The 20,493-nt window shown below is 67.5% G+C and carries 16 protein-coding genes; 10 read left to right on the forward strand and 6 right to left on the reverse strand.

Annotated features, from left to right (window positions below; all coding sequences use genetic code 11):
• Positions 1-9: 9 nt before the first annotated feature.
• Together ABIA71_RS10515 and ABIA71_RS10520 are read right to left on the reverse strand one after the other, a co-directional pair.
• The gene (locus tag ABIA71_RS10515) at positions 10-1,368 is read right to left on the reverse strand and encodes an ATP-binding protein (RefSeq protein WP_354285155.1); all 1,359 of its coding nucleotides are present in this window, start codon (positions 1,366-1,368) and stop codon (positions 10-12) included.
• Complete coding sequence (locus ABIA71_RS10520) at positions 1,365-2,054, reverse strand: winged helix-turn-helix domain-containing protein (RefSeq protein WP_354285156.1); 690 nt, start codon at positions 2,052-2,054, stop codon at positions 1,365-1,367. Before ABIA71_RS10520 ends, ABIA71_RS10515 begins: the two co-directional genes overlap by 4 nt.
• Before the next feature lie 305 nt (positions 2,055-2,359).
• Between ABIA71_RS10520 and ABIA71_RS10525 the strand changes: the two genes are divergently transcribed.
• Complete coding sequence (locus ABIA71_RS10525; protein ID WP_354285157.1) at positions 2,360-4,258, forward strand: asparagine synthetase B family protein; 1,899 nt, start codon at positions 2,360-2,362, stop codon at positions 4,256-4,258.
• A gap of 139 nt (positions 4,259-4,397) precedes the next feature.
• Positions 4,398-5,018, forward strand: coding sequence for an outer membrane beta-barrel protein (locus ABIA71_RS10530; RefSeq protein WP_354285158.1), 621 nt, complete (start codon positions 4,398-4,400; stop codon positions 5,016-5,018).
• A gap of 108 nt (positions 5,019-5,126) precedes the next feature.
• Here ABIA71_RS10530 and ABIA71_RS10535 read toward each other — a convergent pair whose 3' ends face one another.
• Positions 5,127-5,483 carry a phasin family protein gene (locus ABIA71_RS10535; RefSeq protein ID WP_354285159.1) on the reverse strand — a complete coding sequence of 119 codons (357 nt, stop codon included), beginning with the start codon at positions 5,481-5,483 and terminating at the stop codon, positions 5,127-5,129.
• A gap of 198 nt (positions 5,484-5,681) precedes the next feature.
• Complete coding sequence (gene queD, locus ABIA71_RS10540; RefSeq protein WP_128095932.1) at positions 5,682-6,035, reverse strand: 6-carboxytetrahydropterin synthase QueD; 354 nt, start codon at positions 6,033-6,035, stop codon at positions 5,682-5,684.
• A 188-nt stretch (positions 6,036-6,223) separates the two neighbouring features.
• On the opposite strand from queD, the gene ABIA71_RS10545 reads away from it, so the two are divergent.
• Positions 6,224-8,869: a TonB-dependent receptor gene (locus ABIA71_RS10545; RefSeq protein WP_354285270.1), complete on the forward strand. Its 2,646-nt coding sequence runs from the start codon at positions 6,224-6,226 to the stop codon at positions 8,867-8,869.
• A 106-nt stretch (positions 8,870-8,975) separates the two neighbouring features.
• Positions 8,976-11,558 carry a M14 family zinc carboxypeptidase gene (locus tag ABIA71_RS10550; protein WP_502961233.1) on the forward strand — a complete coding sequence of 861 codons (2,583 nt, stop codon included), beginning with the start codon at positions 8,976-8,978 and terminating at the stop codon, positions 11,556-11,558.
• Between the two features lie 238 nt (positions 11,559-11,796).
• Here ABIA71_RS10550 and ABIA71_RS10555 read toward each other — a convergent pair whose 3' ends face one another.
• Entirely contained in the window at positions 11,797-13,200 is a 1,404-nt protein-coding gene (locus tag ABIA71_RS10555; RefSeq protein ID WP_354285161.1) for a DEAD/DEAH box helicase, read from the reverse strand.
• Between the two features lie 777 nt (positions 13,201-13,977).
• Here ABIA71_RS10555 and ABIA71_RS10560 point away from each other — a divergent pair.
• Both ABIA71_RS10560 and maiA read left to right on the forward strand, forming a co-directional pair.
• Positions 13,978-14,967 (forward strand): fumarylacetoacetate hydrolase family protein, encoded by a 990-nt coding sequence (locus tag ABIA71_RS10560; protein ID WP_354285162.1) that lies wholly within the window; start codon positions 13,978-13,980, stop codon positions 14,965-14,967.
• Between the two features lie 29 nt (positions 14,968-14,996).
• Positions 14,997-15,641, forward strand: coding sequence for a maleylacetoacetate isomerase (gene maiA, locus ABIA71_RS10565; protein ID WP_354285163.1), 645 nt, complete (start codon positions 14,997-14,999; stop codon positions 15,639-15,641).
• A 43-nt stretch (positions 15,642-15,684) separates the two neighbouring features.
• Here maiA and ABIA71_RS10570 read toward each other — a convergent pair whose 3' ends face one another.
• Positions 15,685-16,818: a PilT/PilU family type 4a pilus ATPase gene (locus tag ABIA71_RS10570; protein ID WP_354285164.1), complete on the reverse strand. Its 1,134-nt coding sequence runs from the start codon at positions 16,816-16,818 to the stop codon at positions 15,685-15,687.
• A gap of 154 nt (positions 16,819-16,972) precedes the next feature.
• On the opposite strand from ABIA71_RS10570, the gene ABIA71_RS10575 reads away from it, so the two are divergent.
• The 4 genes from ABIA71_RS10575 to ABIA71_RS10590 all read left to right on the forward strand — a co-directional run bounded on the left by ABIA71_RS10575 (position 16,973) and on the right by ABIA71_RS10590 (position 20,453).
• Positions 16,973-17,314, forward strand: coding sequence for a DUF4398 domain-containing protein (locus tag ABIA71_RS10575; RefSeq protein ID WP_051598900.1), 342 nt, complete (start codon positions 16,973-16,975; stop codon positions 17,312-17,314).
• A complete protein-coding gene (locus ABIA71_RS10580; RefSeq protein ID WP_354285165.1) occupies positions 17,314-18,225 on the forward strand; it encodes a coiled-coil domain-containing protein in 912 nt (303 codons plus the stop codon). The genes ABIA71_RS10575 and ABIA71_RS10580 overlap by 1 nt, the downstream gene beginning before the upstream one ends.
• Positions 18,226-18,661: 436 nt before the next feature.
• Positions 18,662-18,880: an HP1242/YdcH family protein gene (locus tag ABIA71_RS10585; RefSeq protein ID WP_038690653.1), complete on the forward strand. Its 219-nt coding sequence runs from the start codon at positions 18,662-18,664 to the stop codon at positions 18,878-18,880.
• A gap of 202 nt (positions 18,881-19,082) precedes the next feature.
• Positions 19,083-20,453 carry a pyridoxal-phosphate dependent enzyme gene (locus ABIA71_RS10590; RefSeq protein WP_128095524.1) on the forward strand — a complete coding sequence of 457 codons (1,371 nt, stop codon included), beginning with the start codon at positions 19,083-19,085 and terminating at the stop codon, positions 20,451-20,453.
• Positions 20,454-20,493: the final 40 nt, after the last annotated feature.

The raw sequence follows: 20,493 nt of genomic DNA on the forward strand, positions 1-20,493 counted from the left end.
GCGAACGGGTCAGGGTGGAAGCAGCAGCCTGAACTGCGCGCCGCCCAGCGCCGAACGCCGCACATCGGCTTCCCCGCCGTGTTTTTCGGCCACCACCCGAACGATGGCCAGGCCCAGCCCGAAGCCGTCGGCGTGCGCATGCAGCTGCACATAAGGCGCGAAGATCTTGTCGCGTTGGCCAATGTCCACGCCGTCGCCATCGTCATCCACCGCCAGGATCACCCAGCCGCCCTCGCAGCTGGCCGTGAGCCGCACCCGGCTGCGTGCGAACCGCAGTGCATTTCCCACCAGGTTGCGCAGCGCCAGCTGCAGGGCCTCGCGGTTCGCCCAGAGGTGGATCTCAGGCTGGATACGGATCGAGCACTGGATCGGGTGCGGCGGCGTCTGTGCTGACAGGACCTGGTCGAACAGCGCGTCCAGCATCACCGGCGCACGTTCCACCCGCTGCATGCACCCGATCCGCGAGTAGCCCACGCCCGCCTCGGTCAGCCGTTCCAGGCGCGCGATGTCGCCAAGCACGCCGTCCAGTTCGCGCTCCCGTTCGCGCTGGCTGGTGGCTTCGCGCAGCATCTCCATGCCAAACCGCATCCGCGCCAGCGGTGTGCGCACTTCATGGGCCACGGCGTCGGACAGAATGCGCTGGGCATCCATCAAGGCGCGCAGCCGCGAGGCCATCGCCTGCAGCGACTGCTGCAGGGGGTGCACCAACCGGGTACGGGTTGGCGGGATGTCGGCGTGCAGTCGTCCATCGTGAATGGCCAGTGCGGCAGCGCCCAGCACGTACACATCCCGCCATACCCGATACAGCAGAAAGTACAGCGGCAGGGCAACGGCGATGACGGCATTGAACAGCAGCACCAGCACGTGCACCAGGTCGGACGCATACCAGGGCGCCGGTGGCATCGGGTAATCGTTGAAGTCGCCCAGCACCAGCACCTGGTCGCTGCCGGACAGCCGCTGGTAGGACTTGCGGGCATCCGCGCGCAGCACCACCGCGCCGTCCTGCAGGTGCTGGAACTGGCTGGCCTTCAGCACGCGCCGGGTGGATTGCAGCGTGACCAGCTCGATCGGGTAGGCGAACCCGCGCTGCACTTCCTCGCGCAGCGCAGGCCACCGTGCCGGCGGGGTCTGGGCGAAGCGCAGCGCCAGCAGATGGTGGGTACCACTGACCTGGGCCTGCACGTAGCGGGCATGGTCGTACTCGTCCAGGGTGGGGATGGACATCGACAGTGCGCCGCCGAGTGAGATGACGACCATGTACGCCGCCACGAAGCCGGCGCAGTAGCGCACGAACAGGCCGAAGTGGCCCGGTGTGCGCGGGCGTCCGCTGGCCAGTGGCGCTGTCGCGCGCGCCGCCCCCGGGCTCACGCCCACCCATCCCGATTGAACAGATAGCCCTTGCCGCGCACGGTCTTGATGCGTTGGGAACCATCGTCGTCGTCGCCGAAGCGGCGCCGCAGCCGCGATACCCGCGCGTCGATGGAGCGGTCGGCACCGTCGAAGCCGATACCGCGCAGTGCCTTGAACAGGTCGTCCCGGGACAGGATCCGGCCCGCGCCCTCGGCGAGTACCCGCAGCAGGTCGAACTCGGCAGCACTGAGCTCGATGCGCAGGTCGCGAAAGCGCACCTCGCGGGTGCCGCGATCCAGCTGCAGACGACCAAATACCAGCGCGTCGCTTTCCTTGTCAGGGGACGGCGTGCGGCGCAGGTGCGCACGGATACGGGCGAGCAGCACGCGTGGCTCGATCGGCTTGCCGATGTAGTCGTCCGCGCCCAGCTCCAGGCCGACCACCTGGTCGATATCGTCGGTGCGCGCGGTCAGCATGCAGATGACACCCTCAAAGCGCGGGCGCAGGGAACGACAGATCTCAAAACCGTCGCGGCCTGGCAGCGTGACATCCAGCAGGACCATGGCCGGCGCATGCGCCGTGATCGTCGCCTCGGCGCACAGGCCGTCGGCCTGGTGCAGCACCCGGTAGCCGTGGCGCTCCAGATAGCTGGCGATCAGCCCGCCAAGTCGTACGTCGTCTTCGATGACCACGATATCGATCATGTTCGACCTCCTGCGGCGTCCGGGGCGGGGAGCGCATGCTGCCCCGGCCTGCACGGGCAGCACAAGGCGATCTGTCGTAATCGGGTGCGGGCGCACGGTGGCCGTTACGCGGTGTTACCGGGCGGTCACGTTCGGTTGCAAACCCGGTACGAAAGCAGTGCTGACGGCTGCGGTGCCCGCTGCGAGCATCGCAGGGGTTCACCAACGGAGCCCGACATGGCCCATCGCACTGTATGTACCGTCCCGCAGTTGCCCGCCTGCGGGTGTGATGATGATCGTGCCGGTCTGGCACGGCGGAGCCGCCGATGATGGGGCTGTGCGGCGCACTGGACTGTGTCGCCCACGCCTACGGCGTGCCCGTGCACGCGGGCATCGGCGACATGGCGACGATGCTGTGCCGGCACGGTCGCAGGCGCTGGTTCCACTGGCACGATGCGTCCGCCGGCGTCGCCTTGGCCGCCTGCGGGCCGATCCGACAGCGGGACGCGATGCCGGCGCATTCGCCGTGTGGCCGCTACGTGCTGGTGTTGGATGGTGTGCTCGGCAACCGCAGGGAACTGGAGGAGGCGCTTGGCCACAGGGCGGCCGATGCCACCTGCGACGCAGCCGTGCTGGCGGCGGCCGTGGCCGCCTGGGGTCTGCAGACCAGCCTGCAGCGCTGCCACGGTGCATTCGCGTGCGCCGTGTGGGATGTGCAGGAGCGCACCCTCAGCCTGGCCCGCGACCGCGCCGGCGAGCGCGCGCTCTACTACGGATGGAGTGGCAGCGCCTTCCTGTTCGGTTCGGAACTCAAGGCGCTGCAGGCCCATCCGATGTTCGCCGCGACGATCAACCGGGATGCGCTGGCACTGCTGCTGCGCTTTGGCTACATCCCAGCGCCGCACAGCATCTATCAGGAGGTGTTCAAGCTACGGCCCGGTCACATGGTTGTCCTGGACACCGCGGCCCGGGCTGCCGGACCCAGCGGCCACGATCCCCATGCGTCCAGTCAGGCGTACTGGTGCATTCGCCAACAGATGCAGGCGCATGCGCGGGCACCCGGGGCGCCATCGCACTGGGTGGACGGGCTTGAAGGCGTACTGGTCCCGGCGCTGGAGCGATGCCGGGCGGCGCGGCAGGCGGGGGCCGCGGTGTTCCTTTCCGGCGGTACCGATTCGTCCGTGGTGGCGGCACTGGCCCAGGGCCACAGCCGTTTGCCCATCGACACGTTCACCCTTGGCTTCGACCACACCGGCCATGACGAACGGCAATGGGCCGCGCGGGTGGCGCGTCACCTGGGCTGTCGACATACCGAACAGGTGATGGGGCCGCGGCAACTGATGGACAGTCTTGCCGCGCTGCCGGAGGTATGGTGCGAGCCCTTCGCCGACCCCTCGCAATTGCCGACGTTGCTGGCCAGCGCACTGGTGTCGCGCCACCGCGATGTGGTGATGACCGGTGATGGAGGGGACGAGCTGTTCCATGGGCACGCCGCGTATGCGCGCGCGGTGCGCAATGCGCGCTGGGCCAGGCACTGTCCTGCCTGGCTGCGAGACGAACTGGTTGCCCGCTACCGTGCCGCACCGGAGCGGGCACGGCTGGGAGGACTGGCAGCCGTGGGCGCCGAGCTTGCCGCGCACGAGGTGGAACAGCACTACCTGGTGCGCGTATCGCGATGGCGGGACCCCGCGTGCGTGGTGCTGGGGGCGCGCGAGGCGCCGACCTGTTTCAGCGACCCCGCGCAATGGCTGGGCTGCGGCAGCGATGCCGAGCGCGTCCGCTATCTGGATACGCGCATGGACCTGGCCGAAGGCGTGTTGACCAAGGTGGATCGGGCGGCGCGCGCTTACGGCCTGACCACGCGCGCGCCGCTGCTGGACCTGGACGTGATGCGCTACGCCTGGTCGCTTCCCGACGCGGCCAAATACGCCGGCGGCGTGCACAAACGCGTGCTCAAGGACCTGTTGCGTCGGCACCTGCCCGATGCACTGGTTGACCGGCCCAAGCAGGGGTTCGGCCCGCCCATGGCGACCTGGTTGGCCGGCCCCCTGCGCAGCTGGGCCGACGCGTTGCTGGCACCGGCGCGCCTGCAGCGCGAGGGATTCTTCGATGCCGCCGTGGTCGGCGCGATGTGGCGTGATTTCTGCGCCGGGCAGCGCAAGTGGCACACACATCTGTGGCCGGTGCTGATGTTCCAGGCGTGGTACGCAACGCACCGCCGCTAGCGCCATGCCGCGCGTGCGTGCACGCGGTTACACGCGGTCACACAGTGTCCAACACCGTTGCGATGGGCACACCGTAACTGCACTGACAGGCCGCCGGCGGTAGCCCACGCTGACCGCTCCCCAACCGATGGAGGTTTCCATGAAGCATGTTTCCACCCAGCACGTCCTTTCCCTGCTCGCGGTCATGTCCGCACTGATGGTCGGCACTGCCCATGCCGCACCTGCCGACCGCGCAGGCGCCTACGTATACGGGGGGATCGGCAAGGCGAGCGCGGACCTCACGCGCTCGGCAGCGTCGGCCGAGGATGGCAGGCGCCACTCGGCCAGGGGCTCGGGCTCCTTCTACACCGTGGGCACCGGCTACCGCCTGGCACCGAACTTCGCCGTGGAATCGTCGCTGCAGAGCACGGTGGGCTCCGGTCGCGGCGGTACACAAGGCACACTCGCCCATCGCAGCGTGGACGTGGGGGGTCTGGTGGTGCTGCCGGTCGGCAATCGCGTGGAAGCGTTCGGCAAGCTCGCGGTCGGCACCCGCCTGCAGCGCTATAGCGCCCCGACCGCGTCCGAAGCAGGATCTACCCGGGAAAGGGCCTTCAGTCTGACCCCCGGTGTGGGCGTGAACCTCCACCTGACCGATTCCCTGGCGTTGCGGTCGGACTACACCTTCGCGGGCAAGATGAGCAATCGCGTGGCCAACGCCGCAGGCGCCGACAAGGCACGGCTCACTACCTGGACCACCAGCCTGGCGTACACCTTCTGAGTAGACCCCCGGCGAGATCCCAAAAAAAAGACCCGACAGAGGGAGGGTTCTGTCGGGTCTGGGATTGCGTGGGGGGAGGGACCCACGCAAATTCGATGCGGGTGTGGCTCAGCGCCTGGCAGCGCCCGCCTTGGCAGTGGCGTCCGCGAACGGACCCCGGACCAGCTCGCTGAAGGCTTCCGAAGCCTTCAGCCCCAGCCCGACCACTTCCTGGTGGGCATGGGTCCAACGGGCGAGGTTGTCACGGGCCAGCTGCGCGCCCTTGGGCAGCAGCGTGCCCGGTTCCTGTGACTGCACGATTTCACCGAAGAACCCGCTGGTGGCGGTGATGTTCTTCTCCAGCGTCTTCAACTGCACGCCGAACATGCTTTCGGCATTTTCCAGCGCGAGCCGATTGGCACGCGTGGCCGTGGCGGCCAGCTGGCGGGTGTAGTCGCTGAAGGAATCGGTGAACGCGGACGCCATGGGAGCGGCTCGAGAACGTTGATGCAATGCAGCATACGCCGAAAATATTGCATTGCAACATCTTGTTGCCAGTTGTGGTCCGGTTTCGGCTGAACCGGTTACCAATCAATGGGTTGCGTGGGGTGGAGGGCGCTGACGGCTGGCGGGGAGCCGGCCAGCGGCCAGCCCGACCGCGCTGTGCGCCCGCACGCCGCCGGGTCAGCCGCGGTAGCGGCAGCCGGAGGTGCAGGTTTCGTGGACGGTCACTTCGCTCAGCTGCGGCAGGGCCGGCTTGAGTTCGTCCCAGATCCAGATCGCCAGGCGCTCGCTGGTCGGATTCTCCAGGCCCGGGATGTCGTTGAGGTAGTGGTGGTCCAGGCGATCGTAGATCGGCTGGAAGGCGGCTTTGACGTCGCCGAAGTCCATGATCCAGCCGGTCTGCTCGCCCGGTTCGCCTTCCACTTTCAGTTCCACCCGGAACGAGTGCCCGTGCAGGCGCGCGCACTTGTGGCCCGGCGGCACGTTGGGCAGGCGGTGGGCCGCTTCGAGGGTAAAGACTTTGAAGATTTCCATGCCGCCATTGTAGCGGTCGGCCCAGGCCGGCGTGGGGGCGGGACATGGATGCAGATGCAACAAAATCTATCCATCCGGATGAAGAGATGTTAGTTTCTCTTATATCCGTATGAAGAGATGTTATTGGCCGGTTCATCGCCAGGCATGGACTACTGCGGAACTTGTCGTCCACCACCCCACTGAAGTTCATGCCCAAGCACACTCTTCTTGTAGCAGCGTTGTCTGCTGCACTGGCCACGCCTTTGCCTGCGTTTGCCGATACCGCCGCCGATGCCGCCGCCGCCGGCGAAAGCAAGACCCTTGCCGCCGTGCGCGTCACCGGCTCCAACATCAAGCGCACCGACACCGAGTCGGCCAATCCGGTGCAGGTGATCGACCGCCAGCAGCTGGAGGAGACCGGCAAGGCCACCGTCGCCGACCTGCTGCGCTCGATCTCGGCCAACACCGGCAACGCCAACAACGAGACCACCAACAACGGCTGGGCGTCCGGTTCGGCCGGCATCGGTCTGCGCGGCCTGTCGCAGAAGAACACGCTGGTGCTGCTCAACGGCCGTCGCCTGGCCAACTACGGCTTCCCGGCCGGCGGCCTGTCGGACACCTTCGTCAACCTCAACGCGCTGCCGCTGGTGGCGGTGGAACGCATCGAAGTGCTCAAGGACGGGGCCTCGGCGGTGTACGGCTCGGACGCGGTGGCCGGCGTGGTCAACATCATCACCCGGCAGAATTTCCAGGGCGCCGAACTCGGTGGCAGCCTCGGCACCGCCGACCAGGGCGGGCTGGACGAGCAGAACCTGAAGTTCATCGGCGGCATCGGTGACCTCGACGCCGACGGCTACAACATCCTGGTCAGCCTGGAAGGCTACAACCGCGAACGCCTGGACCAGGACCAGCGCGACCTCACCAAGTCCGGCATCTACACCGACAAGCCCGGCGGCCGCTGGAACGGCTGGTCGGCCAAGGGCGCGCGCTACCTCATCAACGGCACCTCGGTGCCGATGCTGGACGCCAACGGCAATTGCCCCGAGGGCTCCACGCTGGTGGCCAGCGCGCCGATCGATGGCCTGGCCGGCAACACCTGCGGCTTCAACCAGGCCCCGTACACCACGCTGATTCCGTCCACCAAGCGCTACCAGGCCTATGTCAACGGCACCTTCCGGGTGAACGACAGCGTCGAGGCGTTCGGTGAAGTGCTCTACAGCGACATCAAGGGCGTGTCCTGGTTCGGCAGCAGTCCGTTCTTCACCCTGGAAAGCGGCCGTTTCGCGCTCAACGCCGATACCGGCCTGGCCGAACCGGTGTCGTCCAACCTGCCGGCGAGCAGCCCGTACAACCCGTACGGCCGCGCCGTGCCGATCGAGTACACCTTCTTCAACCTTGGCCCGACCATCAAGACCAACCGGTCGCAGGCCTACCGCGGCCTGGTCGGGCTGCGCGGCAGCCTGCAGAACTGGGACTGGGAAGTGGGCGCGTTCGGCGCACGCAGCAGCGAGCGCGAAACGGTGTCCGGCGGCTTCGCCAACCGGTACGCACTGGCCACTGCGTTGGCCAACGGCAGCTACAACCTGCTCGACCCGGCGGCGACATCGCCGGAGGTGCTCAACGCGATCAACATCAGCACGCTGCGCCCCGCCGAGTCGGTGCTGCAGGGCGTGGATGCGAAGATCTCCGGTGCGCTGGGCCACACCTGGGCCGGTGAGATCGGCTTCGCCGCCGGTGCCGAATGGCGCCGCGAGAAACTCGATTCCAACAACCCGTGGCAGATCGATGCCGGCCTGCAGATCCGCCCGGCCATCGCCGAAGTACACGGCGAGCGCAAGGTCACGGCGGCCTATGCCGAAGTCAACGTGCCCCTGGCCGAGCGCCTGGAACTGCAGGCGGCCGCGCGCGCCGACCATTACAGCGATTTCGGCGATGCCTTCTCGCCCAAGCTGAGCCTGCGCTGGCAGCCGTGGGACATCCTGCTGGTGCGTGCGGCCGCCTCCAAGGGCTTCCGCGCGCCGTCGCTGTCGGAGAATTCCAACAGCACCAGCATCGCCTACGGCAGCGTGATCGACCCGCGTGATCCGGACGTGCCGGGCTCGCGGCAGAACCCGACCTTCTTCACCGTGGGCAACAACGACCTCAAGCCCGAGCGCACCAAGAGCTTCAATGCCGGCATCGTGCTTTCGCCGTGGTCCAACACCAGCCTGAGCGTGGACTACTACCGCATCGAGCTGGAGAACCTGGTGGGCACCAACAACACCCAGACCCTGGTCACCGACAACGTGCCCGGCGCGGTGCTGCGCGATGAGCGCGGCAAGCTGCTGGCGGTATACAACCGCTACCAGAACCTGAGCGAGCTGAAGACCTCCGGCTTCGACGTGGAACTGCGCCAGCGCTTCCCGACCGAACGCGCCGGCGACTTCGCGCTCAGCAGTGCCTTTACCCACGTGCGCAACTACAGCCGCCCGACCGTGGTCGGTGGCCCGCTGGTCGACTACGCCGGCAGCAACCTCGGCGCGACCCTGCCCAAGAACAAGGCCACCACCACCTTCGACTGGAGTTACGGCGACTTCCGCACCGCGCTGACCTGGTACTACACCAGTGGCTACGACCAGAAGGCCAGCGCCGCGGCCACCGCCGTGCAGGACCGCGTGGACGCCTACAGCCAGTTCGATCTGTACCTGGCCTACACCGGCGTGGAAAAGCTGACCCTGTACGCCAAGATCCAGAACCTGGCCGACGAGGAACCGCCGTACGATGCGTCCTTCCCGGGCATCCGTGCGCCGTACGACTTCAGCCAGTACGACCTGCGCGGACGCTACTTCACGGTGGGCTTCGACTACCGCTTCTGAACCTGCGGGCCGGTCGCTTTCGCGCCGGCCCGGCACCTGGCTGCACCGGAGCGTGCGCATCCATCGGGGCCGGCGGAGATGCCGGCCCGCTTCATGGGGAACTGCTGTGTCTTTGCATCGTGTCGTGTCACGTCCCATCACCTGGCTGGTGGGCGCGTTGTGGTTGCTGGCCGCGCCAGCGTTCGCGCAGAACGCGTATTTCTTCCCGCAGGGCGGCGAATTCGACCCGTCCATTCCCACCCCGCAGCAGTTCCTGGGCTACGAGATCGGCAGCCGCTACACGCGGCACGACCAGTTGGTGGCCTACTTCAACGAACTGGCCAAACACTCGGACAAAATCAAGGTCGAACAGATCGGCAGCAGCTACGAGGGTCGGCCGCTGGTGATCGCCACGGTGACCTCGGCGCAGAACCAGCAGCAGCTGGAAACGCTGCGCCGCCAGCACGTCACCCTGGCCGATCCGGCGCAGCCGCTGAGTGCGGCCGGCAACAGCCCGGTGGTGGTGTGGCTGGGCTACAGCGTGCACGGCAATGAAACCTCCAGCGGCGAAGCCGCCTTGCTCACCGCTTACTACCTGGTGGCCAGCCGCAGCGCGGACACCGCGCAGTGGCTGCAGCAGGCGGTGGTGCTGTTCGACCCGGCGCAGAACCCGGACGGGCGCGACCGCGCGGCCAGCTGGCACAACGCCTATGCCTCCTCGCCGGCCTCGGCCGACCCGGCCGACAAGGAACATGTCGAACCGTTCCCGCAGGGCCGCACCAACCATTACTTCACCGACCTCAACCGCGACTGGCTGGCCCTGACCCAGCAGGACACGCGGCCGAAGATCGCCTACTTCCACCGCTGGTATCCCAACGTCCAGATCGACTTCCACGAGATGGGCAAGGACAGCACCTACTACTTCGAGCCGTCGCCGGCGAGCATGCACAGCCCGCTGTTGCCGGCCTCGTCCTACGCGTTCAACAAGACCCTGGCCAAGTACCACGCCCAGGCGCTGGACGCCTTGGGCTCGCTGTACTACACCGGCGAGAACTTCGACAACTTCTCGCCGGTGTACGGCTCCACCTACCCGGACTTCCACGGCGCAGTCGGCGTCACCGTCGAACAGGCCAGTTCGCGCGGCCGCGTGCAGGAATCGGCGAATGGCCTGCTCACCTTCCCCTTCACCATCCGCAACCAGGTGGCCACCGGGCTGGGCACCCTCCGCGGCGCGGTAACCGAACGCGATGGCCTGCTCAAGCTGCAGAAGGACTTCTTCCAGTCGGCGCTGAAGCAGGCTGGCCAGCAGCCGGTGAAGGCGTTCGTGTTCGGCGACGCTCACGATCCCGGGCTGACCGCCAAACTGCTGGACCTGCTGCTGCAGCACCAGATCACGGTGGAAGCATTGAGCACCGCAGTGACCGTGGATGGCCAGCGCTTCGAGCCCGGCAGCGCCTACGTGGTGCCCACCGCGCAGCCGCAGTTCCGGCTGGTCCACTCCATCTTCGCCGACACCCCGCCAATCAAGGGCGACGTGTTCTACGGCAGCACCTCCTATGCGATCGCACCGGCCTACGGCGTGGCGTTTGCCGGCAGCCGCAGCCGCATCGGCGGCGGCGCGCGTGTGACCGCGGTCGCCCCGGCCCAGGGCGGCGTGGTGGGCGGGCAGGCCGGCTACGCCTATGTGCTGGACTGGCGCGACTACAACGCCAGCCGCGCACTGTATGCACTGCAGGCACGCGGGCTGCAGACCCGCGCCGCCTTCCAGCCATTCACCGCTGCCACCGCCGACGGCGAGCAGGCGTTCGCGCGTGGCAGCGTGGTGATTCCGGTGGCGGGGCAACCGCTGGCGGGCGCGGCGCTGCTGGCCGCCGTGGATGACGCGGCGCGCAGCAGCGGCGTGCGCGTGCAGGCGCTGGCCAGTGGGCAGAGCCGCAGCGGCATCGACCTGGGCAGTGACAGCGTCAAGGCGCTGCGCAAACCGGCGGTGGCGCTGGTGATGGGCGAGGGCGTGAGTGCCACCGAGATCGGCTCGGCCTGGTTCGTGCTGGACCAGCAGGTGCAGCTGCCGGCCAGCAAGCTCGATCCGGCGCAGCTGGGCAAGGTGTCGCTGGACCGCTACACCACCATCGTGCTGGCCGGCGGCACCTACACCGGCGTGGATGTTACTGCGGTGGCCGCGTTGAAGCGCTGGATCAACGCAGGCGGCTCGCTGGTGACCTACGGCACCGCCGCGCGCTGGGCGATCGAACAGAAGCTGGCCGACGAAGTGCTGGGCGAAGACGAGAAGGAACCCGACGCAGCGCGGCGTGCCTTCGGCGACCAGCGCGACATTGCCGCCATCGAACGGGTGAGCGGCAACATCCTCAGTGCCGACGTGGATACCAGCCACCCGCTGGGCTTCGGCCTGCCGCGCGCGCAGCTGGCGATCAACAAGGAAAACGGCATCCGCTTCAACCCCAGCCGCAATCCCTTCTCCACCGTGGTGCGGGTGGATGAGAAGCCACGCGTGAATGGCTACCTGTCCGAGAGCAACCGCACCCGCGTCGCCGGTGCGGCGTGGCTGCTGGTGTCGCCGCAGGGGCAGGGTAACGTGGTGCTGTTCGCCGACGACCCGGCGCACCGCAAGTACTGGCACGGCACCGAGCGCCTGCTGTTGAACGCCATCTTCTTCGGCAACCAGCTCAACCCGACCAAACAACGCAGCTGAAGTCCGCCGGTAGAGCCGACCGTTGGTCGGCTATCGCAATGCCAGGGGGGGTAGAGCCGACCGTTGGTCGGCTGTCGCGATGCCAAGGGGGTAGAGCCGACCGTTGGTCGGCTGTCGCGGTGCCCGAACGGTTCGCAGCCGACCAACGGTCGGCTCTACCGCGGGCCTCCCATCCGGCACAAAAAAAGGGCGACGCATGAAGCGTCGCCCTTGTCTGTTTCACCGGTCCGCGAACGGATCAGCTGGCGCGACCGCCGCCGCTGCCCTGGCCACGGCCGCCACCGCCGCCATTGCCACCGCCACGGCGCTGGCCCTGCGGCTGGCCGCCACGCGGTGCGCCGCGACCGGCGCCATCACGCTGGCCGCCACCGGTCTTCTTCGGACCGGCATGGGCGTGACGCGGGGCCTCGGCGTGCGGACGGCGCGCGTGCTTGCGCGGCGAGCGATCGCCACCCGGCAGTTCGGCCTTGCCCGGCGCGCTGTTGCCCCAGCGGATCGGGGTCTGCGGCTCGAAGCCCGGCACGTCGCGGATGTCCATGTCCTTGTCGAGCAGGCGCACGATCTGGCGCAGCAGCTTGGCTTCGTCCTGGGCCACCAGCGAGATCGCCTGGCCGGTCGAGCCGTTACGGCCGGTACGGCCGATGCGGTGCACGTAATCCTCGGCCACCATCGGCAGGTCATAGTTGATGACCTTCGGCAGCTCGTTGATGTCGATGCCGCGCGCGGCGATATCGGTGGCCACCAGCACGGTCACGCGGCCGGCCTTGAAGTCGCCCAGCGCACGCAGGCGCTGGCCCTGGCTCTTGTTGCCATGGATCGCCGCGGTCTTGATGCCGGACTTTTCCAGGAACGTGGCCAGCTTGTCGCAGCCGTGCTTGGTACGGCCGAACACCAGGGTCTGCTCGCGGCTGTCCTGGGCCAGCAGGTGCAGCAGCAGTTCGCGCTTGCGCGCGCCATCCACCGGGTGCACGCGGTGGGTGATGGTTTCAGCCACGGTGTTCTTCGGGGTCACCTGGATCTGCGCCGGGTCGCGCATGAACTCCAGGGCCAGCTGCTTGATGCTCTCTTCGAAGGTCGCCGAGAACAGCAGGGTCTGGCGGTTCTGGCGCGGCAGCTTGGCCAGGATCTTCTTGATCGACGGCAGGAAGCCCATGTCCAGCATGCGGTCGGCTTCGTCCAGCACCAGGATCTCGATGCCCGACAGGTCGACGCTGCGACGCTCCAGGTGGTCGATCAGGCGGCCCGGGCAGGCCACCAGCAGGTCCACGCCACGGCGCAGCACGTCGAACTGGTTGCCCATGCCGACGCCGCCGTAGATGCAGGCGCTCGGGATGCGCAGGTACTTGCTGTAACCGCGCAGGCTGTCATGCACCTGGGTGGCCAGTTCGCGGGTCGGGGCCAGCACCAGCGCACGCGGCTTGCGCGGACCGCTGACGGCCTGCGGGTTGGTGCCCAGGTGCTGCAGCAGCGGCAGGCCGAACGCGGCGGTCTTGCCGGTGCCGGTCTGCGCGCCGGCCAGCAGGTCGCGACCTTCCAGGGCCAGCGGGATCGCCTGTTCCTGGATCGGGGTCGGGTTTTCGTAGCCCTGCTCGGTCAACGCGCGCAGCAGGAACGGGGCAAGGCCCAAGGATTCAAAAGACATCGGGTGGAAGCTCCAAAGACAAAGTAACGCCAGGCCGAATGGCCGGACGCGAGGCAGATCAAAAGTGATCGGCTGACTCGGAGCGTTCCCGTAAACCGCGCTGCGAGAATTGGGTGCAGCCGGCGCGGTGCGCAGACTGGAATGCATGACGAATGGCGTCGGAGTGGGGGCGGGCGACGGATCAATGATCCATATCGCCGGCGATCCCGAAGGGAAACGGACGGCCGCTGCAGACCCGCATAGTCTAGCGGATGTTTGAGATCCGTACCAAATTGGCCTGTTCAGGTTGGGAGGGGGGGCCGGGCTGCGCCCGGGGGCTTCAACGGCCACGGCAACGGCCACAGCAACGGCCACAGCAACGGCCACAGCAACGGCAACGGCAACGGCGCGGGTGTGCGGGGGAGGCGGGGTGGGTCCGGTTGCAGGGGACGCTGCAAGTACGTCCCTGTAAGCTCGGTCGCGCCATCCATGGCGCTCACGCCCCTGCAACCGGACCCACCCCGCCTCCTCCTGACATTGCGGGGGCGTTGCGTTTGGGGCCGAGGCAGAAGCAGACGCAGACGCAACGGCATAGGTAAAGGGATGGGGATAGGGATGGGGATGGGGATGGGGATAGGGATAGGGATAGAGAGATTCGCGGGAGAGGCCGGTGGGCCGAGGATGTTGGTTGGGTGGGCGGGTGACGTGCGGTAGGGTGGGATGTCGCGTTGCAGCTTGGTGGTGCGACAATTTTGGTTACACTCGAAACCTATTTTTCGCGATCCCGGATACCCACCCATGAAGCTTGGTTCTTTGAAGGAAGGCGGCCGCGACGGCACCCTGATCGTGGTCTCGCGCGACCTGCGCCACGGCGCGCGCGCCACGGGCATCGCCGCCACCCTGCAGCAGGCGCTGGAAGACTGGAGCCACTTGGCGCCGCGCCTGAACGCCTTGTATGAGTCGCTCAACGACGGCAGCGCCGACGGCGTCTTCGACATCGACCTGCAGGCGCTGGCCGCGCCGCTGCCGCGGTCCTACGAGTTCGTGGACGGCAGTGCCTACCTGCCGCACGTCGAGCGCGTCCGCCGCGCCCGCGGTGCCGAGGTGCCGGAAAGCTTCTACACCGACCCGCTGATGTACCAGGCCACCAGCGCCGGCTTCTATGGCCCGCGTGATGCGGTGAAGGTGGTCAGCGAGGAATACGGCATCGACCTGGAAGCGGAGATCGTGGTGATCACCGACGACGTGCCGATGGCGGTCACCGCCGAACAGGCCGCCGGCCATATCCAGCTGGTGGGCCTGGTCAACGACGTGTCGCTGCGCAACCTGATTCCGGGCGAGCTGGCCAAGGGTTTCGGCTTCCTGCAGTCCAAGCCGCGCTCGGCGCTGTCGCCGGTGTTCGTCACCCCCGACGAGCTGGGCGACGCCTGGCAGGACAGCAAGGTGCACCTGCCGCTGCTGACCCATATCAATGGCCAGTGGTTCGGCGCCCCGGAAGCGGGCGTGGACATGCAGTTCAACTTTGCCCAGCTGGTCGCGCACGCTGCCAAGACGCGCCCGCTGGGTGCCGGCGCGATCGTCGGCTCGGGCACCATCGCCAACGAGGACACCCGCAAGGGCGCCTCCTGCTTTGCCGAGCTGCGCACGGTGGAAACCCTGCGCGATGGCAAGCCGAGCACGCCGTTCATGTCCTTCGGCGACGTGGTCCGCATCGAAATGCTGGACGCGGCCGGGGAGAGCATCTTCGGCGCCATCGAACAGCGCATCGAACAGGCCGCCAAGCCCTGAACGCCACCGCCGCCACCGATGAGAGCGCCATGGAACTGTTCAGCTACTGGCGGTCCAGCGCGGCCTACCGCGTGCGGATCGGGCTGAACCTCAAGCAGCTGGCGCATCGGATCACGCCGGTGCACCTGGTCCGCGATGGCGGCCAGCAGCACAGCGAGGCCTACGCGGCGCTGAACCCGCAGGAGCTGGTGCCCACGCTGTGCCATGACGGGCAGGTGCTGCACCAGTCGATGGCGATCCTGGAGTACCTGGACGAGGTGTTCCCGCTGCCGTCGCTGCTGCCCGACGATGCCCCCGGGCGGGCGCGGGTGCGCGCGCTGGCGCAGCTGGTGGCCTGCGACATCCACCCGCTCAACAACCTGCGGGTGATGCAGTTCTTCAGCGACACCTGGAGCGTGCCGCAGCCCGAGCGCGACGACTGGACCCGGCACTGGATGCGGGTCGGGTTCGAAGCGATGGAGCGGCTGCTGGTCGAATCGGTGGAGACCGGCCGGTTCTGCCATGGCGACAGCCCGACCCTGGCCGACTGCTGCCTGGTGCCGCAGTTGTACAACGCGCGCCGCTTCAACCTGGACCTGGCGGCGTACCCGACGCTGGTACGGATCGACGCGGCCTGCCTGGCACTGCCGGCCTTCGACGCGGCCCGCCCGGAAAACCAGATCGACGCGGGTTGAAGCGGCCGCATCGACCGTCGGTCGATGCGGCACCCTCGGTGCATCAGAACCCGTGGGTGATCGCGGCCGGGGGGCTGTTGGCCGAGAAATCCGCGTACGGATCATGCTCGCCGCTGCCGCCTTCGGAGAGGCGGAACTTCAGCGCCAGCCCATCGCGCGAGTCGGCCGCGCGCAGCGCTTCCTCCTGCTCGATGATGCCGTTCTTGGCCATCCGGAACAGGCACTGGTCGAAGCTTTCCATGCCTTCTTCCAGCGATGCTTCCATGGCCGCCTTGATCTCGTGCACCTGGCCGCGGCGCAGCAGGTCGCGGATCATCGGGGTGTTGATCAACACCTCGGTGGCCGGCAGGCGGCGCCCGTCCTTGCCCTTCACCAGGCGCTGGGACACCACCGCACGCAGGTTCAGCGACAGGTTCATCAGCACGTTGCGGTGCGCGCTTTCCGGGAAGAAGTTGAGGATGCGCTCGATGGTCTGGTCGGCGTTGTTGGAGTGCAGCGTGGCCAGGCACAGGTGCCCGGTCTCGGCGAAGGCGATGGCCGCCTCCATCGTTTCGGCATCCAGGATTTCGCCGATCAGGATCACGTCCGGCGCTTCACGCATCGCGTTCTTCAGTGCGTTGTGGAAGGCGTGCGTATCCAGCCCCACCTCGCGCTGGTTGACGATGGACATCTTGTGCTTGTGCAGGTACTCGATCGGGTCCTCGATGGTGAGGATATGACCGGTGGTGGTGCTGTTGCGGTGGTCGATCATCGACGCCAGCGACGTGGACTTGCCCGACCCGGTCGAGCCCACCACCAGCACCAGCCCGCGCGGGGTCATGATGACGTCCTTGAGCACCTGCGGCAGGTTGAGCTCTTCGATGCTGGGGATCTTGCTGCGGATCGCACGGATCACCATGCCGACCTCGCCGCGCTGCTTGAACACGTTGACGCGGAAACGCCCGGCCTCGGCCAGGGCGATGGCCATGTTCAGCTCCAGCTCGCGCTCGAACTCGGGCACCTGGCCCTCGTCCATCAGCGAGTAGGCGATCTTCTTGACCATGCCCGGCGGCAAGCCGGTGTTCCCCAACGGGTACAGCTTGCCCTCGATCTTGATGTAGACCGGGGCGCCGGTGGTCAAGAACATGTCCGACGCGTTCTTTTCGGTCATCAGCTTCAGGAAATAGCCGATATCCATGCGAAATGTTTCCCCAACAATCGGCCGCGTGCCATTGCAAGCACGCCGCAGGCTTCCGACAATGGCCGCGCTCCTACTTCTGGCGACGGCACCCCCAATGAATAGCTTCGCACAAATACGACGTATCCCGTCGGTGGTCATGATTGTTTGCGTGATGGCGTGCACATTCGCGCTGGCAGGCGCCGCCCAGGCCCAGGACGGCGCCCTGGAACTGATGCAGGCCCGGCAGGCGGTGGACAAGGCCACCCAGGCCGATGCCGACCAGTACGCCCCGGATCTGATCGCCGTGGCCCGCCAGGGCCTGGAACAGGCCCAGCGCGCCGCCGGCGACCGCCGCGAGCGCAAGAACGCCCCGGCCCTAGCCGTTCGCGCCACCGTGGACGCCGACCTGGCCCGCGCCCGCAGCGAAGAAGCCACGGCCACCGCCCAGCTGCAGCTGCGTCGCAATGAAGTGACCCAGCTGCAACGCCAGCTCGCCACCGGGGAGAACCGTTGATGACCGTCGCGCCGAAGAAGTCCCGCACGCTGCGCGCGTCCACCCTGGTGCTGGCCGCCGGCCTGGCCCTGCCGCTGCTGGCCCAGGCCGCCGAAGACCCGGCCGTGGCCCAGCTGACCCAGCGCCTGATGGCAATCCAGGCCAATCCCGACGCCTCGCAGCTGGCCGCTTTTGAACGCCTGCAGGCCCAGCAGGCCGTGGCCGACCTGGCCAAGGCCAAGCGCCGCGACCTGGACCAGGCCCGTTACCTGGCCGAGCGCCGGGTCGAGATCGCCGAAACCAGCGTGCGCGCCGCGCTGGCCCAGCGCGAGGTGGACCAGCTCGAACGCACCCGCAGCGAGCTGCTGATCGAAGCCAGCCGGCGCGACGCCCAGCGCGCCCGGCAGGAAACCGAGCGGCTGCGCGTACAGGCGCAGATCCAGGCCGAGGAAACCGAGCGCCTGCGCCAGGCGGCAGAACAGGAGGCCCTGGCCCGCCAGGACGCCGAGACGGCGCTGACCAGCGTGGCCGGCAAGCAGACCGCTCGGCTGAGCGCGGCCCAGCAGAACGCGGCCAAGCTGGCCCGCGAGGAAGCCGAGCTGGTCTCGGGCAACAAGCTGCCGGGGTCGAAGTTCGACAGCCGCGGCGAAGTGTTCACCTTCAATGGCGATGCCTTCGCGGCTGGCAAGGGCACCCTGTCCGGCGGCGCCAAGGGCCAGGCCAAGGCCTTGGCCGAGTACCTGAACATCGGCAAGAAGGGCCGGATCCGGATCGAGGCCTACGACGCCGCCGCCGGAGTGGGCGACCAGCGCGCCCAGGCCCTGCGTGATGCCCTGGTGGCCGCCGGCGTCAGCGCCAGCCGGCTGCAGGTGGTCGGCAAGAAGGCCGCGGCGACCAAGGCCCGTTCGGCCGAGGTGATCATCGCGCCGTGAGCCCGGCACCCCGGGATCACCGCCGTGACGGCGGGGTCCCCGGCAGGGTGGAAGAGGTCGGCCCGGCGGCGGGTTAGTCGGTAGCACATGACCGTTGGTCATGACGCAACTGTCTGTTTTTGTTTAATTTTCGTTGAAGTGCGCGTTCAGCCTGAACCCCGGCTGGAGTGCGTCGAAAATTTCAAATGAAACGCTTGAAGACCCCTCCGGGCAGGCGTAGGGTCAATTGTCCGGGCCGCCTTCCGCGACCCGGACGATTGGAGGGCCGGGCCGATGAACCGAGGGCACGAACCACAGCAGTCTGCAGTCCGGGCAGTCCCGGTTGCGCATGCGGGTTCGGTCGCGGTCACCGCCAGGTGCTCCACCCAAAAGCAACGCCCCGTGCCGTCTGGCCGGGGCGTTCTTGTTTCTGCCGTACAGCGATAGGAGGTTCATCATGTTTGAAGGTCAGCCCCAGAGCGAGATCGACGCACGCCGCAAGCGTGATCCGGAATTCAAGGCACTTTACGAACGGCACCAGAAGTTGAACAAAAAGTGCATGGATGCCCAACTCGGTGTACTGCCGATAGACGATCTCACCTTGGGCCAGATGAAGCGTGAGAAGCTGCTGGCCAAGCAGAAGCTGGAACGGATGTACGACTCCCCCATGCATTGATGTAAGGTTTTGACCCAACGCCGCGGGCGGCGTCCGTCTCCTCGTCGACGGGCGCCGTTCGCGTCGCTCCCGCGTCGCGGCTGGCATCACGCCGCCGCCCACCGCCCGGCAGGCACCTTCTGATCGTCGTAACCTGACTTTCAGCGTCAACCGTCGGATAATCATCGGTCCGGCCGCATTGCGGCGCGAACGATGTGATCCGATGGCAATCCACTCCTCTGTACTCGACCTCATTGGGCACACCCCGATCGTCAAGGCCCAGCGCCTGGACACCGGTGTCTGCGAGCTCTACCTGAAGCTGGAGAGCGCCAATCCCGGAGGATCGATCAAGGACCGCATCGGCCTGTCGATGATCGAGGCCGCTGAAAAGCGCGGCGAGCTCGCCCCGGGCGCGACCCTGGTCGAGGGCACCGCCGGCAACACCGGCCTGGGCCTGGCCCTGGTAGCCCAGCAGAAGGGCTACAAGCTGATCCTGGTCGTGCCCGACAAGATGAGCCGCGAGAAGATCTTCAACCTGAAGGCAATGGGCGCCGAAGTGCGCCTGACCCGCTCGGACGTGGCCAAGGGCCACCCGGAGTACTACCAGGACATGGCCAAGCGCGTGGCCGAGGAAACCCCCGGCGCGTACTTCATCAACCAGTTCGGCAATCCGGACAACCCGGCCGCCCATGAGTTCGGCACCGGCCCGGAGATCCTGGAACAGATGGACGGCGACCTGGACGCGATCGTGTTCGGTTGCGGCAGCTCGGGCACCATGACCGGCCTGTCCCGCGCCTTCGCCAGCGCCTCGCCGAAGACCGAGCTGGTGCTGGCCGACCCGGTCGGCTCGATCCTGGCCGAGTACATCAACGACGGCGTGCTCAACGACAAGTCGGGCAGCTGGCTGGTGGAAGGCATCGGTGAAGACTTCCTGCCCTCCATCGCCGATTTCAGCCGGGTCACCAAGGCCTACGCCATCACCGACGCGGAAAGCTTCCACACCGCGCGCGAGCTGCTGGGCAAGGAAGGCATCCTCGGCGGGTCCTCCACCGGCACCCTGCTGGCGGCGGCGCTGAAGTACTGCAAGGAGCAGACCACCCCGAAGAAGGTGCTGGTGCTGGTGTGCGATACCGGCAACAAGTACCTGTCCAAGATGTACAACGACTACTGGATGCTGGACAACGGCTTCCTGGAACGCCCGCAGAGCGGCGACCTGCGCGACCTGATCCTGCGCCCGTACGGCCAGCGCGACACTGTCGTGATCGGCCCCAACGACCTGCTCACCACCGCCTACCAGCGCATGAAGCTGTATGACGTGTCGCAGCTGCCGGTGATGGACGGCGACCAGCTGGTCGGCATCGTCGATGAAAGCGACGTGCTGCTGCACGTGTACGGCGATGAAGCCCGCTTCCGCGACCCGGTGGCCACGGCCATGGTCAGCAAGCTGGACCGGCTGGATGTGAAGTCCCCGATCGAGGCGCTGCTGCCGGTGTTCGACCGTGGCCAGGTGGCCATCGTCATGGACGGCGGCACCTTCCTGGGCCTGATCACCCGCATCGACCTGCTGAACTACCTGCGCCGCCGCGTTCAGTAAGCGCCTGGCGTCGGCCGCAGCTGCTCTGAATCTGCGTTTA

It is taken from the genome of Stenotrophomonas sp. 2619, assembly GCF_040548725.1.
In the GTDB taxonomy this organism is placed as follows: domain Bacteria; phylum Pseudomonadota; class Gammaproteobacteria; order Xanthomonadales; family Xanthomonadaceae; genus Stenotrophomonas; species Stenotrophomonas maltophilia_AP.

Bases quoted from the DNA above. Each gene is read 5' to 3' on its own strand.
- maiA (WP_354285163.1), top strand. From the start codon at position 14,997: ATGGAACTGTTCAGCTACTGGCGGTCCAGCGCGGCCTACCGCGTGCGG.
- ABIA71_RS10530 (WP_354285158.1), top strand. From the start codon at position 4,398: ATGAAGCATGTTTCCACCCAGCACGTCCTTTCCCTGCTCGCGGTCATG.
- ABIA71_RS10570 (WP_354285164.1), bottom strand. From the start codon at position 16,818: ATGGATATCGGCTATTTCCTGAAGCTGATGACCGAAAAGAACGCGTCG.
- ABIA71_RS10560 (WP_354285162.1), top strand. From the start codon at position 13,978: ATGAAGCTTGGTTCTTTGAAGGAAGGCGGCCGCGACGGCACCCTGATC.
- ABIA71_RS10580 (WP_354285165.1), top strand. From the start codon at position 17,314: ATGACCGTCGCGCCGAAGAAGTCCCGCACGCTGCGCGCGTCCACCCTG.
- ABIA71_RS10545 (WP_354285270.1), top strand. From the start codon at position 6,224: ATGCCCAAGCACACTCTTCTTGTAGCAGCGTTGTCTGCTGCACTGGCC.
- ABIA71_RS10575 (WP_051598900.1), top strand. From the start codon at position 16,973: ATGGCGTGCACATTCGCGCTGGCAGGCGCCGCCCAGGCCCAGGACGGC.
- ABIA71_RS10585 (WP_038690653.1), top strand. From the start codon at position 18,662: ATGTTTGAAGGTCAGCCCCAGAGCGAGATCGACGCACGCCGCAAGCGT.
- ABIA71_RS10555 (WP_354285161.1), bottom strand. From the start codon at position 13,200: ATGTCTTTTGAATCCTTGGGCCTTGCCCCGTTCCTGCTGCGCGCGTTG.
- ABIA71_RS10525 (WP_354285157.1), top strand. From the start codon at position 2,360: ATGATGGGGCTGTGCGGCGCACTGGACTGTGTCGCCCACGCCTACGGC.
- ABIA71_RS10590 (WP_128095524.1), top strand. From the start codon at position 19,083: ATGGCAATCCACTCCTCTGTACTCGACCTCATTGGGCACACCCCGATC.
- queD (WP_128095932.1), bottom strand. From the start codon at position 6,035: ATGGAAATCTTCAAAGTCTTTACCCTCGAAGCGGCCCACCGCCTGCCC.
- ABIA71_RS10535 (WP_354285159.1), bottom strand. From the start codon at position 5,483: ATGGCGTCCGCGTTCACCGATTCCTTCAGCGACTACACCCGCCAGCTG.
- ABIA71_RS10520 (WP_354285156.1), bottom strand. From the start codon at position 2,054: ATGATCGATATCGTGGTCATCGAAGACGACGTACGACTTGGCGGGCTG.